The following is an 18170-nucleotide window of genomic DNA, read 5'->3' on the forward strand; positions in this document are numbered from 1 at the left end:
TCTTATATCCCGGGTTTCAACTGAGTGGTTCGCGCATGAAGACCGATACGCCCCAGCCCGTCCGGCTGGAAGAGTACAAGCCCACACCTTACCTGATTGACACGGTGGAGCTTGATTTCAGACTGAATCCCACCGCCACGGAAGTCCGTGCGCGGATGGCCTTGCGGCCCAATCCTCACGCCAGCGAGACGAGCGTCCCTTTGGTGCTCGATGGAGAGCGCATCTCGCTAAAATCTATTGCGCTGGATGGCGTTCCACTGGACGCCACGCGCTATCACGTCACTTCTGAATCGCTGACCCTTCAGGAAGTTCCGCAGCGGCCATTTTCGCTGGAGATTGTCACGACCTGCAATCCCGCCGCCAATACGGAACTCTCTGGCCTCTATTTATCGGGAGGCGTGTTTTGTACCCAGTGCGAGGCCGAAGGCTTCCGCCGCATCACCTATTTTTATGACCGGCCGGACGTTATGGCGCGCTACACGGTGCGGATCGAAGCGGAACGGGAAGATGTCCCCGTCCTCCTGTCCAATGGCAACCCACGTGAGCAGCAGGTGATCGGCGGCACAAGCCGGCACTTTGCCATCTGGGACGACCCCTTCCCGAAGCCCTCCTATCTCTTCGCCCTGGTGGCGGGAACCCTCGCTTCGGTGCACGATACGTTTACCACCATGACGGGCCGCGAGGTGGCTCTGGGCATTTATGTGCAGCAGGGGCGCGAGGACCGCTGCCAATGGGCGATGGAGTCCCTCAAGCAGTCCATGCGCTGGGACGAGCAGCGCTTCGCCCGTGAATATGATCTCGATGTCTTCAACATCGTTGCCGTGCCCGACTTCAACATGGGGGCGATGGAGAACAAGGGCCTCAACGTCTTCAACGACAAGTATATTCTCGCCAATCCGGAGACAGCGACGGATGCCGACTACGTCAATATCGAATCGATTATCGCGCATGAGTATTTCCACAACTGGACCGGCAACCGCATCACCTGCCGGGACTGGTTCCAGCTCTGCCTGAAAGAAGGCCTCACTGTCTTCCGCGATCAGGAGTTCACGTCCGACCTGCGTTCGCGCGCCGTGAAGCGCATCTCGGACGTGAAGACACTGCGCGCCCGGCAATTTCCGGAGGACAACGGCCCTCTGGCGCATCCGCCGCGGCCCAACGCCTATATTGAGATCAATAATTTCTACACCCCTACCGTCTATGAAAAGGGTGCGGAAATCTGCCGCATGATGCTGACGCTTATCGGCGAAGATGCCTTTCGACGCGCGATGGATCTCTATTTCGAGCGCCATGACGGCGAAGCTGCAACGGTTGAAGACTTCGTGACCTGCATGGCAGATGCTTCGGGCCGTGACCTTGGCCAGTTCTTCACCTGGTATACGCAGGCCGGCACGCCACAGGTCACGGCGGCAACAGCATATGATCCGGCGAAGAAGCAGTTCACGCTGACGCTGGAGCAGGAGGTGAGGCCCACGACCGGCCAGGAGGAAAAGCAGCCCCTGCACATACCGATAAAGCTGGGCCTCGTTGATCCTGCAGGCCAAGACATGCCGCTCGATCTGGAAGGCGTCGGAAGCCTCAACGCGCCTCTCATCGAACTCACCGAACAGTGCCAGACATTCCGTTTCAACAATGTTGCGGAGCGGCCCGTGCTATCGCTCAACCGCGGCTTCTCCGCGCCAGTGAAGTTGCGGACCGCACACACATCCGCGGAACTCCTGTTCCTGATGGGACAGGACAATGACAGCTTCAACCGCTGGGAAGCGGGGCAGACGCTGGGCCGTGATCTGATCCTTTCGGCCTATGCCGGTGCAATCAGCCAAGCTGACGTCTCTGGCTTCGTGCAGGCGCTGCGCCAAATCCTCGATGATGTGTCCTTGGATGATGCCTTCAAGGCGATGATGCTGATCTTGCCCACCGAGAGCGAGATTGCCGCGGCGCTGGGACGCGATGTCGATACCGACAAGGTCCATGCGGCGCGGGACGATGTTCGCGGCCTCCTCGCTCGCGCCCTCGCGTCCAATCTGGAAGCGATCTGGGCGCGGACGGCTGAGACCGGTGCTTACCGCCCCGATCCCGCCTCCACCGCCCGGCGCGCCCTGCGGCAGGCAGCCCTTGCCCTGATGATTGTCGGGGACAATGTGCGCGGAATTCAGTGGGCTCTGGCGGAGCTGGATGGCCCGCACAATATGGGTGCCGAAATCGGGGCGTTGGGCGCTCTGGTGCAAATCGAGAGTCCTGAGCGTGAAGAGGCCCTGGAGCGCTTCCACCAGCGCCATTCAAATGAGCATCTCCTCATCGACAAATGGCTGATGCTCAACGCACAATGTGCCGGCACGAATGCAGCCGCACGCATCGAGGCACTCACCCGGCACCCCGATTTCAAATGGACCACACCCAACAAGGTCTATGCCCTGATCCTCGGATTCACTGGAGGCAACACAGCTGGCTTCAACGCTGCAGACGGCTCCGGCTACAGGCTTGTGGCAGACGCCATCCTGAAGCTCGACGCCATCAACCCGCAAGTAGCCTCGCGGGTCGCCACCAGCTTCAGAACCTGCAAGCTGCTTGATGAGGGGCGCAGGAAGGCGGCGGAAGCGGAGCTCGGCCGCATCCTCGCAGAACCTTCGCTATCGCGGGACGTGCTTGAAATCGTCGCGAAAATCGTCCGCGGCTGAGCACTTCGATAGCGCTGGACAAATCACCCCCTTTTCGAATCAATAGCCGGTGATTCGATGTGTGGTGGCGTCCGTGTTTTCAAAGTATCCCCGCCAGAAATACGCCGGGAAACAGGGGAAAAGATTGGGCAAGACGCATATCGGCGAGCTGTTCTTCAAGGAGAGGGTCCTCAGGGTTCCTTCACCTTGGCCAGGCCGATTTAAGCTCAGCATTGCGGAGCGACATCTCCGGCTGCTGATCACTGCGCTCATTGTGCTCTTCCTGTTGATGCTCGGAAGTTCGCTGCTGGTGCAGCTGACGGATAGCCGGACCACGCACGTCTCGGAACAGAACCGGCTCTCCACACTGTTCGGCCAGCTCGTGGCTCAGCGCATCAAGGCGGATTTTGCCGCGGCGAGCAATGCCGGGCGCACGCCGCCTGTCATCAACACCGATTATCTCCTTGGCCTTCTCCCCGGCGATGCGATGAGCGAGGAACGCGTGTTCGCGGTGATCCGCAGCACCGGAGAGATTCTGGCAAGCGTTCCAGCGTCTGAATCAATGGATGGGCAACCCATAACCAGCGTCCTGTCGCCCAGCTTCGTGACCGATGCCGGCCTCAACAGCGGAGAAATGTCTGAGCTGCGGCTCACTTCGGGTGAGGAGGCTCTGGTCAGCCTTTATGATCTGGGTGACTACCCCGGCAGCCTCCTGGTGCTGCAGCGCCAGCAGGACGTGCTGTCCGCCTGGCGCTCGAGCGTCACCCAGGTGACGGCGCTGTTCATCGTTACCTTCCTGGTTTTGATGCTGCTGGGAGCAGCCTTTCACTGGCAGGCTGCGAAGGCGGCCGAAGCGGATTCGATCCTCGGAGTTGCCACCGCGCGATTGGACAAGGCGCTGGACCGCGGCCAGTGTGGCATGTGGGACTGGGACGTGAGCCGCGGCATCATTTTCTGGTCGCGCTCCATGTTCAACATTCTCGGCATGCCGGTGAAGGGCGACTATCTGAGCTTCGGCGAGGTCGTGAGCCGCATACACGAGAGCGACACGGAGCTCGAGGAGTCGATCGAACAGTTGCTTGACGGGCAGATCACATCTTTCGACCAGGAATTCCGCATGCGCCACCAGGATGGCCATTATGTGTGGCTGCGCGCCCGGGTGGCCCTCGCCCCTGGTGAAACGGAAGGGCACCCGCATCTGATGGGTATCGTCTTCGACATCACCCAGCAGAAGCTTGCGGACAAGCTCAACAAGGAGGCCGAACTCCGTCTGAAGGATGCAATCGAGAACATCTCGGAAGCCTTCGTGCTGTGGGATGCCGACAACCGCCTGGTGCTGTGCAACTCGAAGTACCAGCAGTTTCATTCGCTTCCGGCCTCCGTCTGCGTTCCGGGCACGGCCTATGAGGATGTGGTGCGCACCGCAAAGGAGCCCGCGGTCCGCAAGCGCATCGGCCTCAAGGGCGAGACGGGCGAAGGCCGTTCCTTCGAGGTGCAGCTTGCTGACAGACGCTGGCTGCAGATCAATGAGCGCCGCACCAAGGACGGCGGCTTCGTGTCCGTGGGAACGGACATCACCGCCCTGAAACTTCAGGAAGAGCGGCTGCGTATGTCCGAGCGCGAGCTGATGATGACGGTGCGCGACCTGCAAAAGGAACGCATGCTGGCAGACCAGCAGGCCCAGCGCCTGGCGGACCTCGCCGACAAATATGCCCGCGAGAAGACCAGGGCCGAGGCGGCGAACCGGTCAAAATCCGAATTCCTCGCCAACATGTCTCATGAGCTGCGCACGCCCCTCAACGCAATTATCGGTTTCTCTGAGGTGATGCTGGCCCAGATGTTCGGGCCGATGGGGTCCGAAAAATATGCTGAATATTCGCGCGATATTCACAGGAGCGGGCAATTCCTGCTCGACGTCATTAACGACATTCTGGACATGTCCAAGATCGAGGCCGGCCGCATGGCGCTTGAATGCGAGACGTTGCCCGTCGATGCCGCGCTCGATGAGGTGATGCGCCTCATCACGCCACGTGCCTTTGAAGGCAAGGTGACGGTAGATCGCGAGGTACCGCAGGGCTTCACCCTGTGGGCGGATCGCCGCGCCTTCAAGCAGGTGCTGATCAACCTGCTGTCCAATGCGGTGAAGTTCACGCCGGAAGGCGGCCGGATCACCGTCGCGGCCTCCGCCGCCAATGGCTTCATGGTGATTGCGATCCGGGACACCGGCATCGGCATTCCGGCGCGGGACATCGAGAAGCTGGGGCGGCCCTTTGAACAGGTGGAAAACCAGTTCACCAAGACCAGAGGTGGCTCTGGCCTGGGTCTCGCCATTTCGCGCTCCTTCGTGGAGCTGCATGGCGGCACGCTAACCATCCGCAGCACGGTCGGCCAGGGCACGGAAGTCACGGTGACCTTCCCGTTGCGCCAGCCGGCCGCCAAGGTCGCCTGATCAGGGGGGCGACGGCTCCGGAGGAGGCGGCGGAGGTGGAGGCGGGCGATCCGGCGCACCACGCGTATTCTCATCGCGCCGGCGCAGCTCCAACGCCAGAAGCTTGCGCTCCTCCGGCTTCAACTTCTCGATCAATGTCAGAGCGGCCTTGTTTCCAGTGCTGACGAGCACGTCGCTCTGTGAGGCGAAGCTTTCCACGGCCGCCCTCACTTTGACGGCGTCATAGGGTTCGGCCTCGAGCGCTGAGGCCAGTGCTGCGATCGCCTGCCGCGCGCTGCGGCGTCCATCGCGGAAATTCTTGTCAAACCCCCGGAAGACCCCCAGCAATTCGGTGCGCCGCGGCCGCTCCAGCTCCGCGAAGAAGCGGCGCGGGATCAGCTGCATTTGTGCGCTGCGCGAGACCCGTTCCGGCGGGCCTTCCACGTAGAAACGCGCCACGCCCGCGCCAACGAACAAAAGGTTGACGGCCAGCGAGGCGATGAGCGCCAGCTTCAGCCAGTTCGGGTGGCGCCGGGGCGCGGCGGGCGTCGTGGCGGTTTCGCTCATGTGGTGCTGTCCTGGGCATGCGCATAGGCATCGGCGTCGCCCACACCGCCAAGATCATCGATCTGGCCATCGTCGTTCCAGGCAATCCCGCCGGTAATGGCGCTGGGCAACATGAAATCGAGCGTGCCCTGGGCCCCCAGATAGACGCCAAGGGCCAGCGAAGCGGCAAGCGGAAGCGCCGTGGCAAAGCGCCAGACGGGCGCCTTCGGGCGTGACCGGGGGGTGAAGGCGATGACCTCCGCGCCCTGCGGTTCTGCCTCGATCCGGGCCATCAGCCGCGCCGCGGCGCCGGCAGGAAGGGGTGGATCGGTTGCAAGCGCCAGCACCAGATCGATTTCGCGCGCCTCCACCACAAGGCTGGGAGAAGCATCTTTCAGGGCGCGCTCCGCCTCAGGCCAGCGGCTCACATCCGCACCGTAAATCTCCATGAGCTGGTCAGGACGCTTGTCCTTGCCGTGTTCCATGTCAGGTCCTCAACGTCCTGTTTCCGCCAGCCCGCCGAGCAGCTCGCGCCACGCGGTGGACAGGCTTTCCTTCAAGCTCCGGCGGGCCCGCGACAGGAGCGATTCGAGCGCATCTACGCTCACCTCCATGGCCGCCGCCGCCTCGATATTGGTCAATCCCTCGAAATAGACAAGCGACAGCGCCTGCCGTTGCCGCTCCGGCAGCCCGGCGATGCGCCGGTCGACGAGGCTTGCTGCCTGGGCACGGTCCAGCGGCGCATCGGGCCTGGCCTGCGGATCCGCGATCTCGGGTGCATCCTCGAGGGTGCCGGACCGGGGCTTGCGGCTCCGGTCGATCACCCCGTTGGAGGCAACCCGCATCAGCCAGCCCTTGAGCGCGCCGGCCTCGCGAACCTGTGCCGGATTCTTCCACAGCTTGACGAAGGCCTCCTGGGCAATGTCTTCTGCATCCGCTGCCCCGCCCGTCATCCGCCACACAAGCCGGTAGACCGGCTGGAAATAGCGGCTGACAAGCTCGGAGAAGGCCGCGTGGCTGCCCCCGGCTGCGGCCTCCAGCAGGCCGGCATCCGTCATCTGCTGGAAGGCCGAGGCATCGCGCGTCAAGTCTTCGTTCCAGGTGTCGCGTCAGTTGGATGTCTCTCCCGTAGCGGGTTTCACCGCTTTGGCAACCCGGTACTTACGCGCCTCCTGCAGGCTCACACCACCGTCATGGTCCGCGTCCGCTGCTGCAACCAGCCTATCCACCGAGGAGTCGAGCTCTGCCCGGGACACCTGACCATCCTTGTTACCGTCAAGCGCGGCGAGGATCCTGTCGCGGCGAAGGGCCATTGCCTTCTGGAGTGCGGTATCAATTTCCGCTGCCGTCACCTGGCCGTTTCGGTCCGCATCAAGGCTTTCAAAGCGCTTTTCGGCTCTCGGCGCCAGTTCCGCGGTCGTGATCTTGCCATTGGCATCAGTGTCGGCCTTGGTGAAAGACTTGGCCGTCTTGGGCAGATAAGGCTCCATGGCGAATGCCGTGGCGGGCACGACGGCCATGCTGCCAAAGATGGCGAGAGCGAGTGTCAGACGGTTCATGGACTGTTCCTCCTGTTGCTGTCCTGAAGGAAAGACGCAGGCGAAAGGTGTTTCCGTCGCTCACATCGTCAAGAAATTGGTCCGATCAGACGGTCGAACAGATTGGCGACTTCAGCTTGCGTATCCGCCAGCAGCGCCTCCGCCGCTGAAATATCCGGCGCCACGGCCGTGTTGGCCACCAGCATGTTCAGCGCAGGAAGCGCCTTGGCCGGATCATAGGGCCCGTCCACGCAAAGCCGCAGCATCTGGGTAAGCCGATGATACAGGAGCCCGGCCCGCTGCAGCACGCTGTGCACCATGTCATCGATCAGGCCCGCACCATGCAACCGGCTGAGGGCGGCAAGTGTGTTGGTGTCGAGCACGTCCGGGTGGCGGGATGCGTGGATCAGCTGCAGCGTTTGTGCGATGAATTCAAGCTCCACCAGGCCGCCGCGCGCGCGCTTCACGTCCCACACACCGTCTGACCCCTGCTCCCGCAGCATAAGTTTCCGCATGTCGATCACATCCGCCTTCACCTTCCCAGCATCGCGCGCCTCCATCAACGCACCGCGAATATGGAGGTTCAGGTCATTCATCAGCCCAGGGTCGCCGCAAACGGGCCGTGCCCTGGTCAGTGCCAGCATCTCCCAGGTCCAGGCCGAAGTCCGGTGATAGCTCTCAAAGCTCGCGAGGCTCGCGGCCACCGGCCCCTTGCTGCCCGAAGGGCGTAACCGCATGTCGACTTCGTAGAGCACTCCTTCGGCAGTGGGAGCGGAAACCGCCGCGATCAGCCGCTGAGCGCTTCGCGCATAATATTGGCCGATGCTGAGGGGCCTTGGTCCGTCGCTCGTCTCCGCCCCCTCCCCGGCATCGTAAACAACGATGAGATCGAGGTCGGATCCCGCCGTCATCTCCCGGCCGCCGAGCTTTCCCATGGCAATTACCGCGCTGCGTCCACCGGGCACATGGCCGTGACGGCGTGCCAAATCTTCCGCCACCGCCGCGTCGAGCCGCGCGAGGAGGAGCTCGGCCAGATCAGAAAAGGCACGGCCCGTCTCCGCCGCTCCCGCCGTCTCGGACAGAACCCGCACGCCGATCCGAAACCCCTGCTCCTTGCCGATGATGCGCGCCCGGTCTGCCACATCGTCAAGGCTGAGACCCTCCGGCATCGCAGCAGCGATCAGACTGGCGATCTCCCCCTCCGTGGGGAGTGCTGAGAAGAAACCAGGGTCCAGCACGGCATCCAGCACCTTTGGCCTGCGGCTCAACTGTTCCGCCAGCCGCGGCGCGCTGCCGAGAATGGTGGCGAGCAGATCCAGAAGCCTCGGGTTCGCCTTGAGGAGCGAGAATAGCTGCACGCCTGCCGGAAGCTTGCTCAGGAAGCGGTCGAAGGCGAGGAACGCCAGGTCGGCATCGCCCATCGCGGCGAGGGCCGAAAGGAGCTTCGGCATTAGCTCCGTCAACAGCTCGCGGGATTTGGCGCTGCGGGTCGCGGCATAGCGCCCGAAATGCCAGCCGCGGATGGTGGCGGAGACTTCGCTGGGGCTGCGGTATCCCATGCGCGTCAGGGTCTCGATCGTCTCCGGATCGTCCTCGCCTCCGGTGAAGACGAGGCTTCCCGTGTCGGTTCCAAGCTCGCCCGCGGATTCGAACAGCCGGGCATAGTGGCCCTGAACGCATTCGAAGGTCCCGCGAAGCTCCGCATCGAAATCTTCTGCTTGCTCAAAGCCCGAGAAGCGCGCGAGGGCGGTAAAGGGGTCATCTTCCACGGGAAGGGAATGCGTCTGCTCATCATTCACCATCTGCACCCGGTGTTCGATCGTCCGCAGGAAGCGGTAGGCCGAGGTGAGTTCTGCCGCAGCCTCTTGGCTGATCCATTGTGCACCAGCCAGAGCCTCGAGCATCGCCACCGTGCTCCGCCCGCGGAGCTTCGGGTTACGCCCGCCGGCGATCAGCTGCTGGGTCTGCACGAAAAATTCGATCTCGCGGATGCCGCCGCGGCCGAGTTTCAGATTATGGCCTCTGACCTTGATCTCGCCATGCCCCTTCACCGCATGGATCTGCCGCTTCATCGACTGGACGTCCGCAATTGCTGCAAAGTCCAGGTACTTGCGCCAGACATAGGGTTTGAGCCGGTCAAGGAATTCTTCGCCGAGGTCAATGTCTCCCGCCGCAGCGCGTGCCTTGATCATTGCGGCGCGCTCCCAGTTCTGGCCCTGGTTCTCATAATAGAGAGCCGCTGCCTCGATCGAAATCGCAACTTGCGTGGCGCGCGGATCAGGCCTCAGACGCAAATCGGTGCGGAAGACATAGCCATCCTCGGTCACGTCCTGCATAAGCTGCACAAGCCGCCGCGTGAGACGGACGAAGAAGGTCGAGGCATCCCCCGGATCTGAAAGAAGCGGGGTCAACGGATCATACAGAATGATCAGGTCGATATCACTCGAGTAATTGAGCTCATGCGCCCCTTGCTTGCCCATGGCGAGCACCGCGTAGCCACATGCCTTAAGCGGTTGTGCAGGGTCGTCGAGTGTCACCTTTCCCAACCGTGCAAAATCGGAGAGCAGCCAGCTCAGCGCGGCCTGCAACGCACCATCGGCGAAGGTCGTTAGGGCGGCCGTCACCTCTTCCACATCCCAGCGCCGCCCGAGATCGGCCACCGCCGTCAGCAACGCCACCCGCTTCTTCAATTGCCGCAGCCGGCACATGACCTGCGGCTGGGAAAGAGCAGGATCAATATCGCGAAGCCCGCCGAGCTGCAGGGCCAGCAATTCATCCGCATCCTCGCGGAACACCCGTCCCGCGAAAGCGGGATCACGCAGCATCAACTGCCGGAGAAACGGAGACCCACCGGCAATCGCCTCCGCCAGCGCTTGCTGCTCAGCCGGAATGACACCAGCGGGCATTCCTGCGCGGAAGAGCGAATTGGACTCGTCACTGCGTTGAGGTCGGGGGAGCAATGGCAACATGGGGGCTATCTAACCCATGTCACGCGCGGGGGAAACAGCATGGAAAACACATGATGGCAAAGCCCCAACGCCCGGCAGCTAGTCCTCCCGCCAGACCGGCAGCACCAGGCTGGCCTTGAGCCCAGGTGCATTGTCTTCCAGCAGCAGCGTGCCCTTGTGGAGCTTCATGACGCCGGAGACGAGGCTTAGTCCCAGGCCGTTTCCCGGCTTCGTTCGGCTCGCATCAAGGCGCACGAAGCGCTCGGTGACGCGGCTGCGGTCTTCCTCCGGAATGCCCTGGCCGTGATCGGCAACGGTGATCACCACCTTGTCGCCGTCGATGGCGCCCGTGATGGTGATGTCGGGTTTCTCTCCTTCGGGGGCGCCATATTTGAGGGCGTTGTCCAGTAGATTCGTCATTGCCTGTGCGAGAAGCTGGCGGTCTCCGGTGACCATCAATCCCTCAGGGGCGGTGCAGGTCAGCGTGCCGCCCTCCTCCTCGGCCATCGGCTCGTAGAGCTCGACGACATCGGCAATGATCTGGCTGGCATCTATTGCCACAAGGCCACTGCGTGCTTGGCCTGCTTCGGCGCGGGCGATGGAGAGAAGCGCGTTGAAGGTATCGAGCAGACGGTCAGACTCATCCACCGTGTTTTCCAATGCAGAGCGGTAGTCCGCCTCTCCGCCGGAGCGGAGTGCGGCCTCCACCCTTGCCTTGATGCGGGTCAGAGGTGTTTTCAGATCATGTGCGACGTTGGAAGAGACTTCCTTCATCGCCGCCATCAGGCTTTCGATCTGGTCGAGCATTTCATTCAGCGCCAGGGCGAGGCGGTCAAGCTCATCGCCTGAGCCCTTGACGGGCATGCGCCCTGCCATGTTGCCGGCCATGATGGTGCGGCTCGCCTCAGTAATGGCATCGACGCGGCGGAGGAAGTTCCGGCTCATCAGCAAACCGCCGCCCAGGCCCAGCACCAGAGCAATGGCGAGTGCATAGAAAATCGTCTGGCGGATGATGTTGGCGAACTGGCGAAGTGCTTCCACATCGCGTCCGACAACAAGTTCAAATCCCCCGGCCAGAGTCGTATAGAAAGCGCGTGCGATGTGATTTTCGCGCGCCGCGCCATTCTGCACATCGATGGGGAATTCGATCCAATTGGCCTCGCCCCGCGGAATGGCAGGCAAGTCCGTCATGTTGCCCGCAATGCGAAGCCCTGAGGGTGCGGCGAGGAGATAGACCGCTCCGCTGTCATCATCGCTGCGGCGGCGGATCGTATCGATGATGCCGTTCAGTCCGCGCTGGCTGTATTGATCGGCCAGCGCCTGAACCTCGGCGCGAATCGTCTCGTCCGTCTGCCGCTCCAGCAGAACGGCGGTGTTCCAGTAGACATAGCCAAGCAGTGCCGAAACGGAGACGGCAAACAGGATGAGATACAGCGCCGCGAGGCGGAAGGTGGACGTGCGGAGAAGCTTTATGCGCCCCGTCACTTGTCGCGGATCATGTAGCCCGCACCGCGCACGGTCTGCAGGATGGGCTCTTCATGGCCCTTGTCGATCTTGCCGCGCAACCGCGAAATGTGCACGTCGATCACATTGGTTTGCGGGTCGAAGTGATAGTCCCAGACATTCTCGAGCAGCATGGTGCGGGTCACGATATGGCCAGCGTTGCGCACGAGATACTCGAGCAATTTGAACTCCCGCGGCTGCAGCAGAATGGGCTTGCCGGCGCGGGTCACGGTGCGGGTCAGAAGGTCAATCTCGAGGTCTGCGGCCTTCAGCCGGGTGGCGAGGGGCGCTTCCTTCGCACGGTGGCCGAGGTTCTCGACGCGCGCGATCAGCTCCGCGAAGGCATAGGGCTTGCCGAGGTAATCGTCACCTCCGGCACGCAAGCCCTTCACCCGCTCATCGACGTCGCCCAGGGCGGAGAGGATCAGCACCGGCGTCTGGATATTGTGTTCGCGCAGCTTGCGGATGATGGTGAGGCCATCGATCTTCGGCAGCATGCGGTCGACGATCAGGACGTCATGCTTGGCTTCGAGTGCCAGCCCCAAGCCTTCTTCGCCATCGGCGGCATGGTCGGCCACGTGGCCAGCCTCGGCCAGGCCTTTCACAAGCCAGCTCGCCGCTTCTCGATCGTCTTCAATCACTAGGATGCGCATGGGATGGCGGGCGGGCGTGGCTGTCCAAACGTGGGAATCGTGCTCACTAACTTGCATGTTCCATCTCCAATGAAAAGGGGGGCGCGGAGGAGGCGGTCCGGGGGAGGACCTTGTCTCCTCCGCGCAAAGGCACGCGAGACGCGGAGCGGGGGGTGGGGGCTTTGTCCGCGTGCCCTTTTCTGTGTCAGCAGACCTTTCTAAGGTCAGCCCTTGGCGGTCGGCAGGGCAACAAAGCGCTGGCCGTCGTCGGTCTTGACCAGCAGCAGCACGCGCTTCTTGTCATTGCCCTTCAGCGCAGTGCGGACATCCGACGGCGTATGGACCTCGGTGCCAGCCACTTCGAGGATGGTGTCACCGGCCTTCAGCCCGCGCTCGGCGGCTGCACTGTCCGGGGCCACTTCGAGGACCGTCACGCCGGCGCCGTCCTGGGCGGGCGCAACCTTGAGGCCGAGAGCGGCAAGCGAAACGCTCTTCTCGCCGTCATCTTTGCCGGCATCACCGGAGGCCATCTTCGGGTCATCGGGCATGGTGCCGATCTTCACGTCGAGAACCACCGTCTTGCCATCGCGTACGACGCTCATGGGAACGGTATCGCCCGGCTTGATACCAGCCACCTTGCGCGACAGATCGCGCGAGTCGGAGATCTCCTTACCGTCCAGCTTCAGGATGGTGTCACCCTGCTTGATGCCGGCGGCGAGTGCAGGCGAGTCCTCGGTGACGTTGGCGACGATGGCGCCCTTGGCTTCCTTGAGGCCCAGGCTCTCGGCGATGTCCTCGGTCACCGGCTGGATCTGCACACCGAGCCAGCCGCGCGTCACCTTGCCGTTTTCCTTCAGGCTCTCGATCACGTTTTCAGCGGTCGAGGCCGGAATGGCGAAGCCAATGCCGACGGAACCACCCGAGGGAGAGAAGATCGCGGTGTTGATGCCCACGACTTCGCCTTCGAGGTTGAAGGCGGGTCCGCCGGAGTTGCCACGGTTGATGGCGGCGTCGATCTGCATGAAGTTGTCATAGGGGCCGGAGCCGATGTCACGGCCAAGTGCCGAGACGATGCCGGTCGTGACCGTGCCGCCGAGGCCGAAGGGGTTACCGACCGCCATCACCCAGTCACCGACGCGCGGCTCTTCCTTGGTGAAGGACACGTGATCGAACTTCTTGTCGTCAGCCTTGATCTTGATGAGGGCCAGATCGGTCTTGGGATCGGTGCCGATCACGGTTGCCTTGTATTCGGTGCCGTCCTTCATGGTGACGGAGACTTCATCCGCATCCTTGACGACGTGGTTGTTGGTCACCGCATAGCCGTCGGCCGAGATGATGAAGCCAGAGCCCATCGCCATGCCGCCACGCGGATGCTGGTCTTCGTTGTTGTCACCCTGGCCCTGGCCATTCATGCCGGGCATGTTGCGGAACTGCGGGAACTGTTTGAAGAAATCTTCCATGCCATTGGGAAGCTGCTTCTGGCTGCCGCCCTGGTCATCGGCTTCGGCCGCGGCCACATTGGCATACTTCACCTGCACGCTGACGACGGCGGGCATCACCCGGTCGACGAGATCCGCGAAACCCTTGGACGGGTCGATGGCAGCGGCCTGCAGCTGGTTCTGCGCCGTGGCGGGGGTGGAGGGAAGAACCGACGCGGCGGTCACCATCGCAGTGGCGGCCATCAGGCCGGCGGCGAAAGCACCAAGCGTCTTGCGGTTCGTAGCTGAGGACATTTGCTGGTCTCCATCGATTGTTATTGTTCTCGATGGTCACAAGCTAGGTTCCCGCGCCTTACGGATACCTGTCCGGCAGATGAAACTTCGGTAAGTCTTGCGGCAGACTGCGGGTTATTCCATGGCCTGTTGAAGAGCCCGCTTCTCAGCCTCCGTAAGTGGTGCTTCCGGCACCACTTCCGCCCGCCTGCGGCGGAGAATCAGCACAGCACCCGCAATCAGAAGGGCAGCGAAAGGCGTGCCCCAGAGCAGAATCGTCTCGGACGTGAATTGCGGCTTCAGCAGCACGAACTGGCCGTAGCGCTCGACGACATAGTCCATGATCTGGGCGTCACTTTGGCCCTTGCTCAATTGCTCCCGCACCAACGTGCGCAGATCCTTGGCCAGCGGCGCCTCCGAATCATCAATCGACTGGTTCTGACAGACGAGGCAGCGCAGCTGCGCGGAAATTGCGCGTGCCCGCTGTTCGAGTGCAGGGTCCTTCAGCTGCTCGTCCGGGGTCAGCGCCATGGCCGGTGAAAGCGCTGCGAGAAACACCACTATGGCCAGGAGTTTCCTCATTCAGCCGCCACCGTGCGGGGTTGAACCGCCCGCTTGGGCGCACCCACGCGGTAGCGCCGGTCGGAGATGGACAGGAAGCCGCCCAAGAACATGATCACCGCTCCTGCCCAGATGAAATTGACGAAAGGATTGTAATACATCCGCATGGCCCGCGCGCCGCCTGTCGTCTGGTCGCCCATTACCACGTAAACATCGCCCAGCACCGTCTGATAGAGGCCCACTTCCGTCGTGGGCATGCCGGACGGCTTGAAGTTGCGCTTCTCGGAACGAAGCGTGGTGATCTCACGCTCCCCCTCCATGACGCGGAAGGTGCCCACGCGGCCCGTGTAATTGGGGCCCGTCAGCGGCGCCTCGCCGAGGAAGGTTACGGTATAGGCGCCGACGGGCGTTGATTCACCCGGCTTCAGCGCCACGATCACCTCGATGCGCCAGAGCGAAATGGCGATAACGCCGGCCACCAGAATACCAAGGCCGCCATGGGCGACCGCGGTACCAATGGCAGAGCGCGGAAGGCCCGCAAGGCGGTGCCAGCTTGTCGCCAGTGGCACCTTGCCCAGCCCGACCTTGGCCGCCACATCGGTGATGGCGCCAAAGAACAGCCAGGCCGCCACCGCCATGCCCACGGGTGCAAGCCACGGCCCATGCAGCTTCAGCGCCAGCACGATGAGGCCCACGAGCACGGCCAGCGCCAGCGCGATCCACAGCCGCTTCAGCGCCAGCCCCACATCGCCCCGCTTCCACGCAAGGAAGGGGCCTACCGGAACGATCAGCAGCAAGGGCAGGATGATGGGCCCGAAGGTCAGGTCGAAATAGGGCGGGCCTACTGAAATCTTGTCGCCATTCCAGGTTTCGAGCGCCAGCGGATAGAGCGTGCCGACGAACACAGCGAGGCAGGCGACGCACAGCAGCAGATTGTTGAGAACGAGGCTTCCTTCGCGGCTCACAGGCGCAAAGAGGCCTCCCGCCTTCAGTGCAGGCGCGCGCCAGGCAAAGAGCGTGAGCGCACCGCCGATGAACACGCAGAGAATTCCCAGGATGAAGGAGCCGCGCGCGGGATCGACCGCGAAGGCATGAACCGATGTGAGAACGCCCGAGCGCACCAGGAAGGTGCCCATCAGCGACAGCGAGAAGGCAAGGATCGAGAGCAGCACCGTCCAGATCTTCAGCGCATTGCGCTTCTCGACCACGATTGCCGAGTGGATGAGGGCCGTTGCCACCAGCCATGGCATCAGGCTGGCATTTTCGACGGGGTCCCAGAACCAGTAGCCGCCCCAGCCAAGCTCGTAATAGGACCACCAGGATCCCATGGCGATGCCTACGGTCAGGAACATCCACGCCACCAGCGTCCACGGCCTCACCCAGCGCGCCCAGGCGGCATCGACACGGCCTTCGATCAGGGCCGCCACGGCGAAGGCAAAGGCAATCGAAAGGCCCACATAGCCCGCGTAGAGGAAGGGCGGGTGGAAGGCCAAAGCCGGGTCCTGCAGGATGGGGTTCAGGCCGTTTCCTTCAACCGGCGGCGGAAACACGCGGGTGAAGGGATTGGACGTGAGCACGATGAACAGAAGGAAGGCCAGGCCCACGGAGCCCTGAATGGCCAACACGCGGGCGCGAAGCTCAAGCGGCAAGTTCTGGCCGAATACGGCGACAGCCGCGCCATAAAGCGCCAGGATCAGCACCCAGAGCAGCATGGAGCCTTCGTGGTTTCCCCATACGCCGCTGATCTTGTAGAGCATGGGTTTGGCCGAATGCGAATTCTCGATCACATTCTGAACCGAGAAGTCGGAGACGACATAGGCGTGGGTCAGTGCTGCAAATGCAATGGCAATCAGGATGAGCTGCAGCACCGCTGCAGAAATTCCGGCGCGCATCGCCGCCACGTCGCCACGCTGTGCGCCCCACAGCGGCACCACAAATTGGTAAAGCGCCACGCCAAGCGCAAGGATCAGCGCGAAATGTCCGATTTCTGCTATCATTGCCCTGCTCCCTTGCCAAGCTTCACGCCCTTTTCCTTCAGGCTGTTCGCCAATTCGCGCGGCATATAGTTCTCGTCATGCTTGGCGAGCACAGTGTCCGCCACGAAGCTGCCGTCCGGCTGCAGCTTGCCTTCCGTCACCACGCCCTGGCCCTCGCGGAACAGGTCCGGCAGAATGCCGTCATAAGTCACGGTCACGGCCTTGATTGTGTCGGTGACGCCAAAGCTGGTCACGGTGCCTGGGCCCTTCTTCACGCTTCCCTGCTCCACCATGCCGCCCAGCCGGATGCGCTGGCCGGGCTGCACATGGGTGTCGGCCAGATCGCTTGGCGTGTGGAAGAAAGTGATGGTGTCGGACAAGGCATAGAGCACCAGTCCGGCGGCAAGCCCCAGTACGGTGAGGCCGCCCAATATCAGGGAAAGGCGCTTCTGCTTCCGTGTCATTCGATCTTCATTTCCCTGGCGAGGCTGGCAATCTGGGCCAGCGCATCTTCATTGCCGCTATATTGCGCCAGCGCCTTGTCATACGCTGCCTTGGCCTGGCTGGTGTCCCCCAGCACGGCGCGCGCGCGGATCAGCCGCAGCCAGCCATCGAGATTGTCCGGGTTGGCTTTGAGCTTCTCCTCCAGCCCATCGACCATGGAGCGGATCATCGCCTGCTGGTCTCCGGCACTCATGCTGGCGGCGTCCTGAACCGTTTTTTGATCCAGTGCCGGGGGCTTCGCCGCCTGGTCCTGCATTTCCGCCAGAAGCATCTGCCGCCAGGGTGCGTCAGCTGGCGTGTCCTTAAGGAAGGCCTCAAAGGCAGCCTTCGCCTCCGCTAGCTTGCCCTCCTGCTTCAGGGCGAGTGCATCGTAAAACCGGGCTTTGGGCATTTTTGGGTCCAGAACGAGGGCCTGCTTGAACAGCGTGTGCGCCTCCGCCGGAACCATGCCCTGGCTCGCCATCACCAGCGCCTCCCCGTAGTCCGAGATGTTCTGAGCGGTAGGGGCAGATAGCCGCAGGATATTGCGGGAAGCTTCGGCCGCGTCATCCCAGCGCATGGCGCGGCGATAGGCCGGCGCCAGGATCTGCCAGCCCTGGAGATCGTCGGGCGTTTCGGCCAGGTGGCGTTCCACCTTGGCAATCAGCGCATCAAAATCATTGTTCTTCTCGGCATCCGCCATGCGCTCCGCCAGCGGCACGTCGGCGAGCATCGGGCTTCCGGCGTCAATGTAAAGCGGCAGCGCCACGGCGGGGATGATCAGCGCGCCCAGAATGGCAATCCACGGCAGTGCCTCAGTCCCCTTGCTGCGGGACGGGTTCTGCGATGCGGCGATCAGCCGCCGCGAAATCTCGTTCCGCGCCGCCTCTGCATCGGCCTGGCCAATCGTGCCGCGCTCCACGTCACGGTCCAGTTCGACCAGCTGGTCGCGGAACACAGCGCGGTCATAGGCATCGCGCTCGGCCTCGGTCGGGGCCCCCTTGCCGCGCACCACGGGCCACAGCAGTGCTGCGATCACGGCCGCGGTCATTGCGGCAAAAACGATCCAAATCATGGTAGTCATGAGATATTCCCGTGAGGGGTATTAGTGCAATTCATCCTGCCCTGCCAATTCCCGGTCGCATTGTCGCATGGTGGCGCCGGGGTGTCGGAAAATCCTTGGTGG

The 18170-nt window shown here is 62.7% G+C and carries 14 protein-coding genes; 2 read left to right on the plus strand and 12 right to left on the minus strand.

Going from position 1 to position 18170, the window contains the following annotated elements; all coding sequences use genetic code 11:
• Positions 1-35 precede the first annotated feature (35 nt).
• The gene (pepN, locus tag ACO06F_RS05995; protein WP_421695779.1) at positions 36-2678 is read left to right on the plus strand and encodes an aminopeptidase N; all 2643 of its coding nucleotides are present in this window, start codon (positions 36-38) and stop codon (positions 2676-2678) included.
• A gap of 268 nt (positions 2679-2946) precedes the next feature.
• Entirely contained in the window at positions 2947-5106 is a 2160-nt protein-coding gene (locus ACO06F_RS06000; protein ID WP_421695780.1) for an ATP-binding protein, read from the plus strand.
• Here ACO06F_RS06000 and ACO06F_RS06005 read toward each other — a convergent pair whose 3' ends face one another.
• The 12 genes from ACO06F_RS06005 to ccmI form a co-directional block, all read right to left on the minus strand.
• A complete protein-coding gene (locus tag ACO06F_RS06005) occupies positions 5107-5652 on the minus strand; it encodes a periplasmic heavy metal sensor (RefSeq protein WP_421695781.1) in 546 nt (181 codons plus the stop codon).
• Complete coding sequence (locus ACO06F_RS06010) at positions 5649-6116, minus strand: hypothetical protein (protein ID WP_421695782.1); 468 nt, start codon at positions 6114-6116, stop codon at positions 5649-5651. Before ACO06F_RS06010 ends, ACO06F_RS06005 begins: the two co-directional genes overlap by 4 nt.
• A gap of 9 nt (positions 6117-6125) precedes the next feature.
• Positions 6126-6719, minus strand: a complete 594-nt coding sequence (locus ACO06F_RS06015) for a sigma-70 family RNA polymerase sigma factor (RefSeq protein ID WP_421695783.1) — start codon at positions 6717-6719, stop codon at positions 6126-6128.
• Between the two features lie 21 nt (positions 6720-6740).
• On the minus strand, positions 6741-7190 hold the full coding sequence (locus ACO06F_RS06020) for an EF-hand domain-containing protein (RefSeq protein ID WP_421695784.1): 450 nt from the start codon (positions 7188-7190) through the stop codon (positions 6741-6743).
• Between the two features lie 68 nt (positions 7191-7258).
• On the minus strand, positions 7259-10075 hold the full coding sequence (locus ACO06F_RS06025) for a bifunctional [glutamine synthetase] adenylyltransferase/[glutamine synthetase]-adenylyl-L-tyrosine phosphorylase (protein ID WP_421695785.1): 2817 nt from the start codon (positions 10073-10075) through the stop codon (positions 7259-7261).
• A gap of 141 nt (positions 10076-10216) precedes the next feature.
• The gene (locus tag ACO06F_RS06030) at positions 10217-11602 is read right to left on the minus strand and encodes an ATP-binding protein (RefSeq protein ID WP_421695786.1); all 1386 of its coding nucleotides are present in this window, start codon (positions 11600-11602) and stop codon (positions 10217-10219) included.
• Positions 11599-12273: a winged helix-turn-helix domain-containing protein gene (locus ACO06F_RS06035; RefSeq protein WP_421695787.1), complete on the minus strand. Its 675-nt coding sequence runs from the start codon at positions 12271-12273 to the stop codon at positions 11599-11601. The genes ACO06F_RS06030 and ACO06F_RS06035 overlap by 4 nt, the downstream gene beginning before the upstream one ends.
• Positions 12274-12476: 203 nt before the next feature.
• Positions 12477-13985: a Do family serine endopeptidase gene (locus tag ACO06F_RS06040; protein WP_421695788.1), complete on the minus strand. Its 1509-nt coding sequence runs from the start codon at positions 13983-13985 to the stop codon at positions 12477-12479.
• Positions 13986-14099: 114 nt separating this feature from the next.
• Positions 14100-14546 (minus strand): cytochrome c-type biogenesis protein, encoded by a 447-nt coding sequence (locus tag ACO06F_RS06045; protein WP_421695789.1) that lies wholly within the window; start codon positions 14544-14546, stop codon positions 14100-14102.
• Positions 14543-16522 carry a heme lyase CcmF/NrfE family subunit gene (locus ACO06F_RS06050; protein WP_421695790.1) on the minus strand — a complete coding sequence of 660 codons (1980 nt, stop codon included), beginning with the start codon at positions 16520-16522 and terminating at the stop codon, positions 14543-14545. The genes ACO06F_RS06045 and ACO06F_RS06050 overlap by 4 nt, the downstream gene beginning before the upstream one ends.
• Positions 16519-16965: a cytochrome c maturation protein CcmE gene (gene ccmE / locus ACO06F_RS06055; RefSeq protein WP_421695791.1), complete on the minus strand. Its 447-nt coding sequence runs from the start codon at positions 16963-16965 to the stop codon at positions 16519-16521. The genes ACO06F_RS06050 and ccmE overlap by 4 nt, the downstream gene beginning before the upstream one ends.
• Positions 16962-18068: a c-type cytochrome biogenesis protein CcmI gene (gene ccmI / locus ACO06F_RS06060; RefSeq protein ID WP_421695792.1), complete on the minus strand. Its 1107-nt coding sequence runs from the start codon at positions 18066-18068 to the stop codon at positions 16962-16964. Before ccmI ends, ccmE begins: the two co-directional genes overlap by 4 nt.
• Between the last annotated feature and the right edge of the window lie 102 nt (positions 18069-18170).

It is taken from the genome of Aestuariivirga sp. (assembly GCF_965227715.1).
Taxonomy (GTDB): domain Bacteria; phylum Pseudomonadota; class Alphaproteobacteria; order Rhizobiales; family Aestuariivirgaceae; genus Aestuariivirga.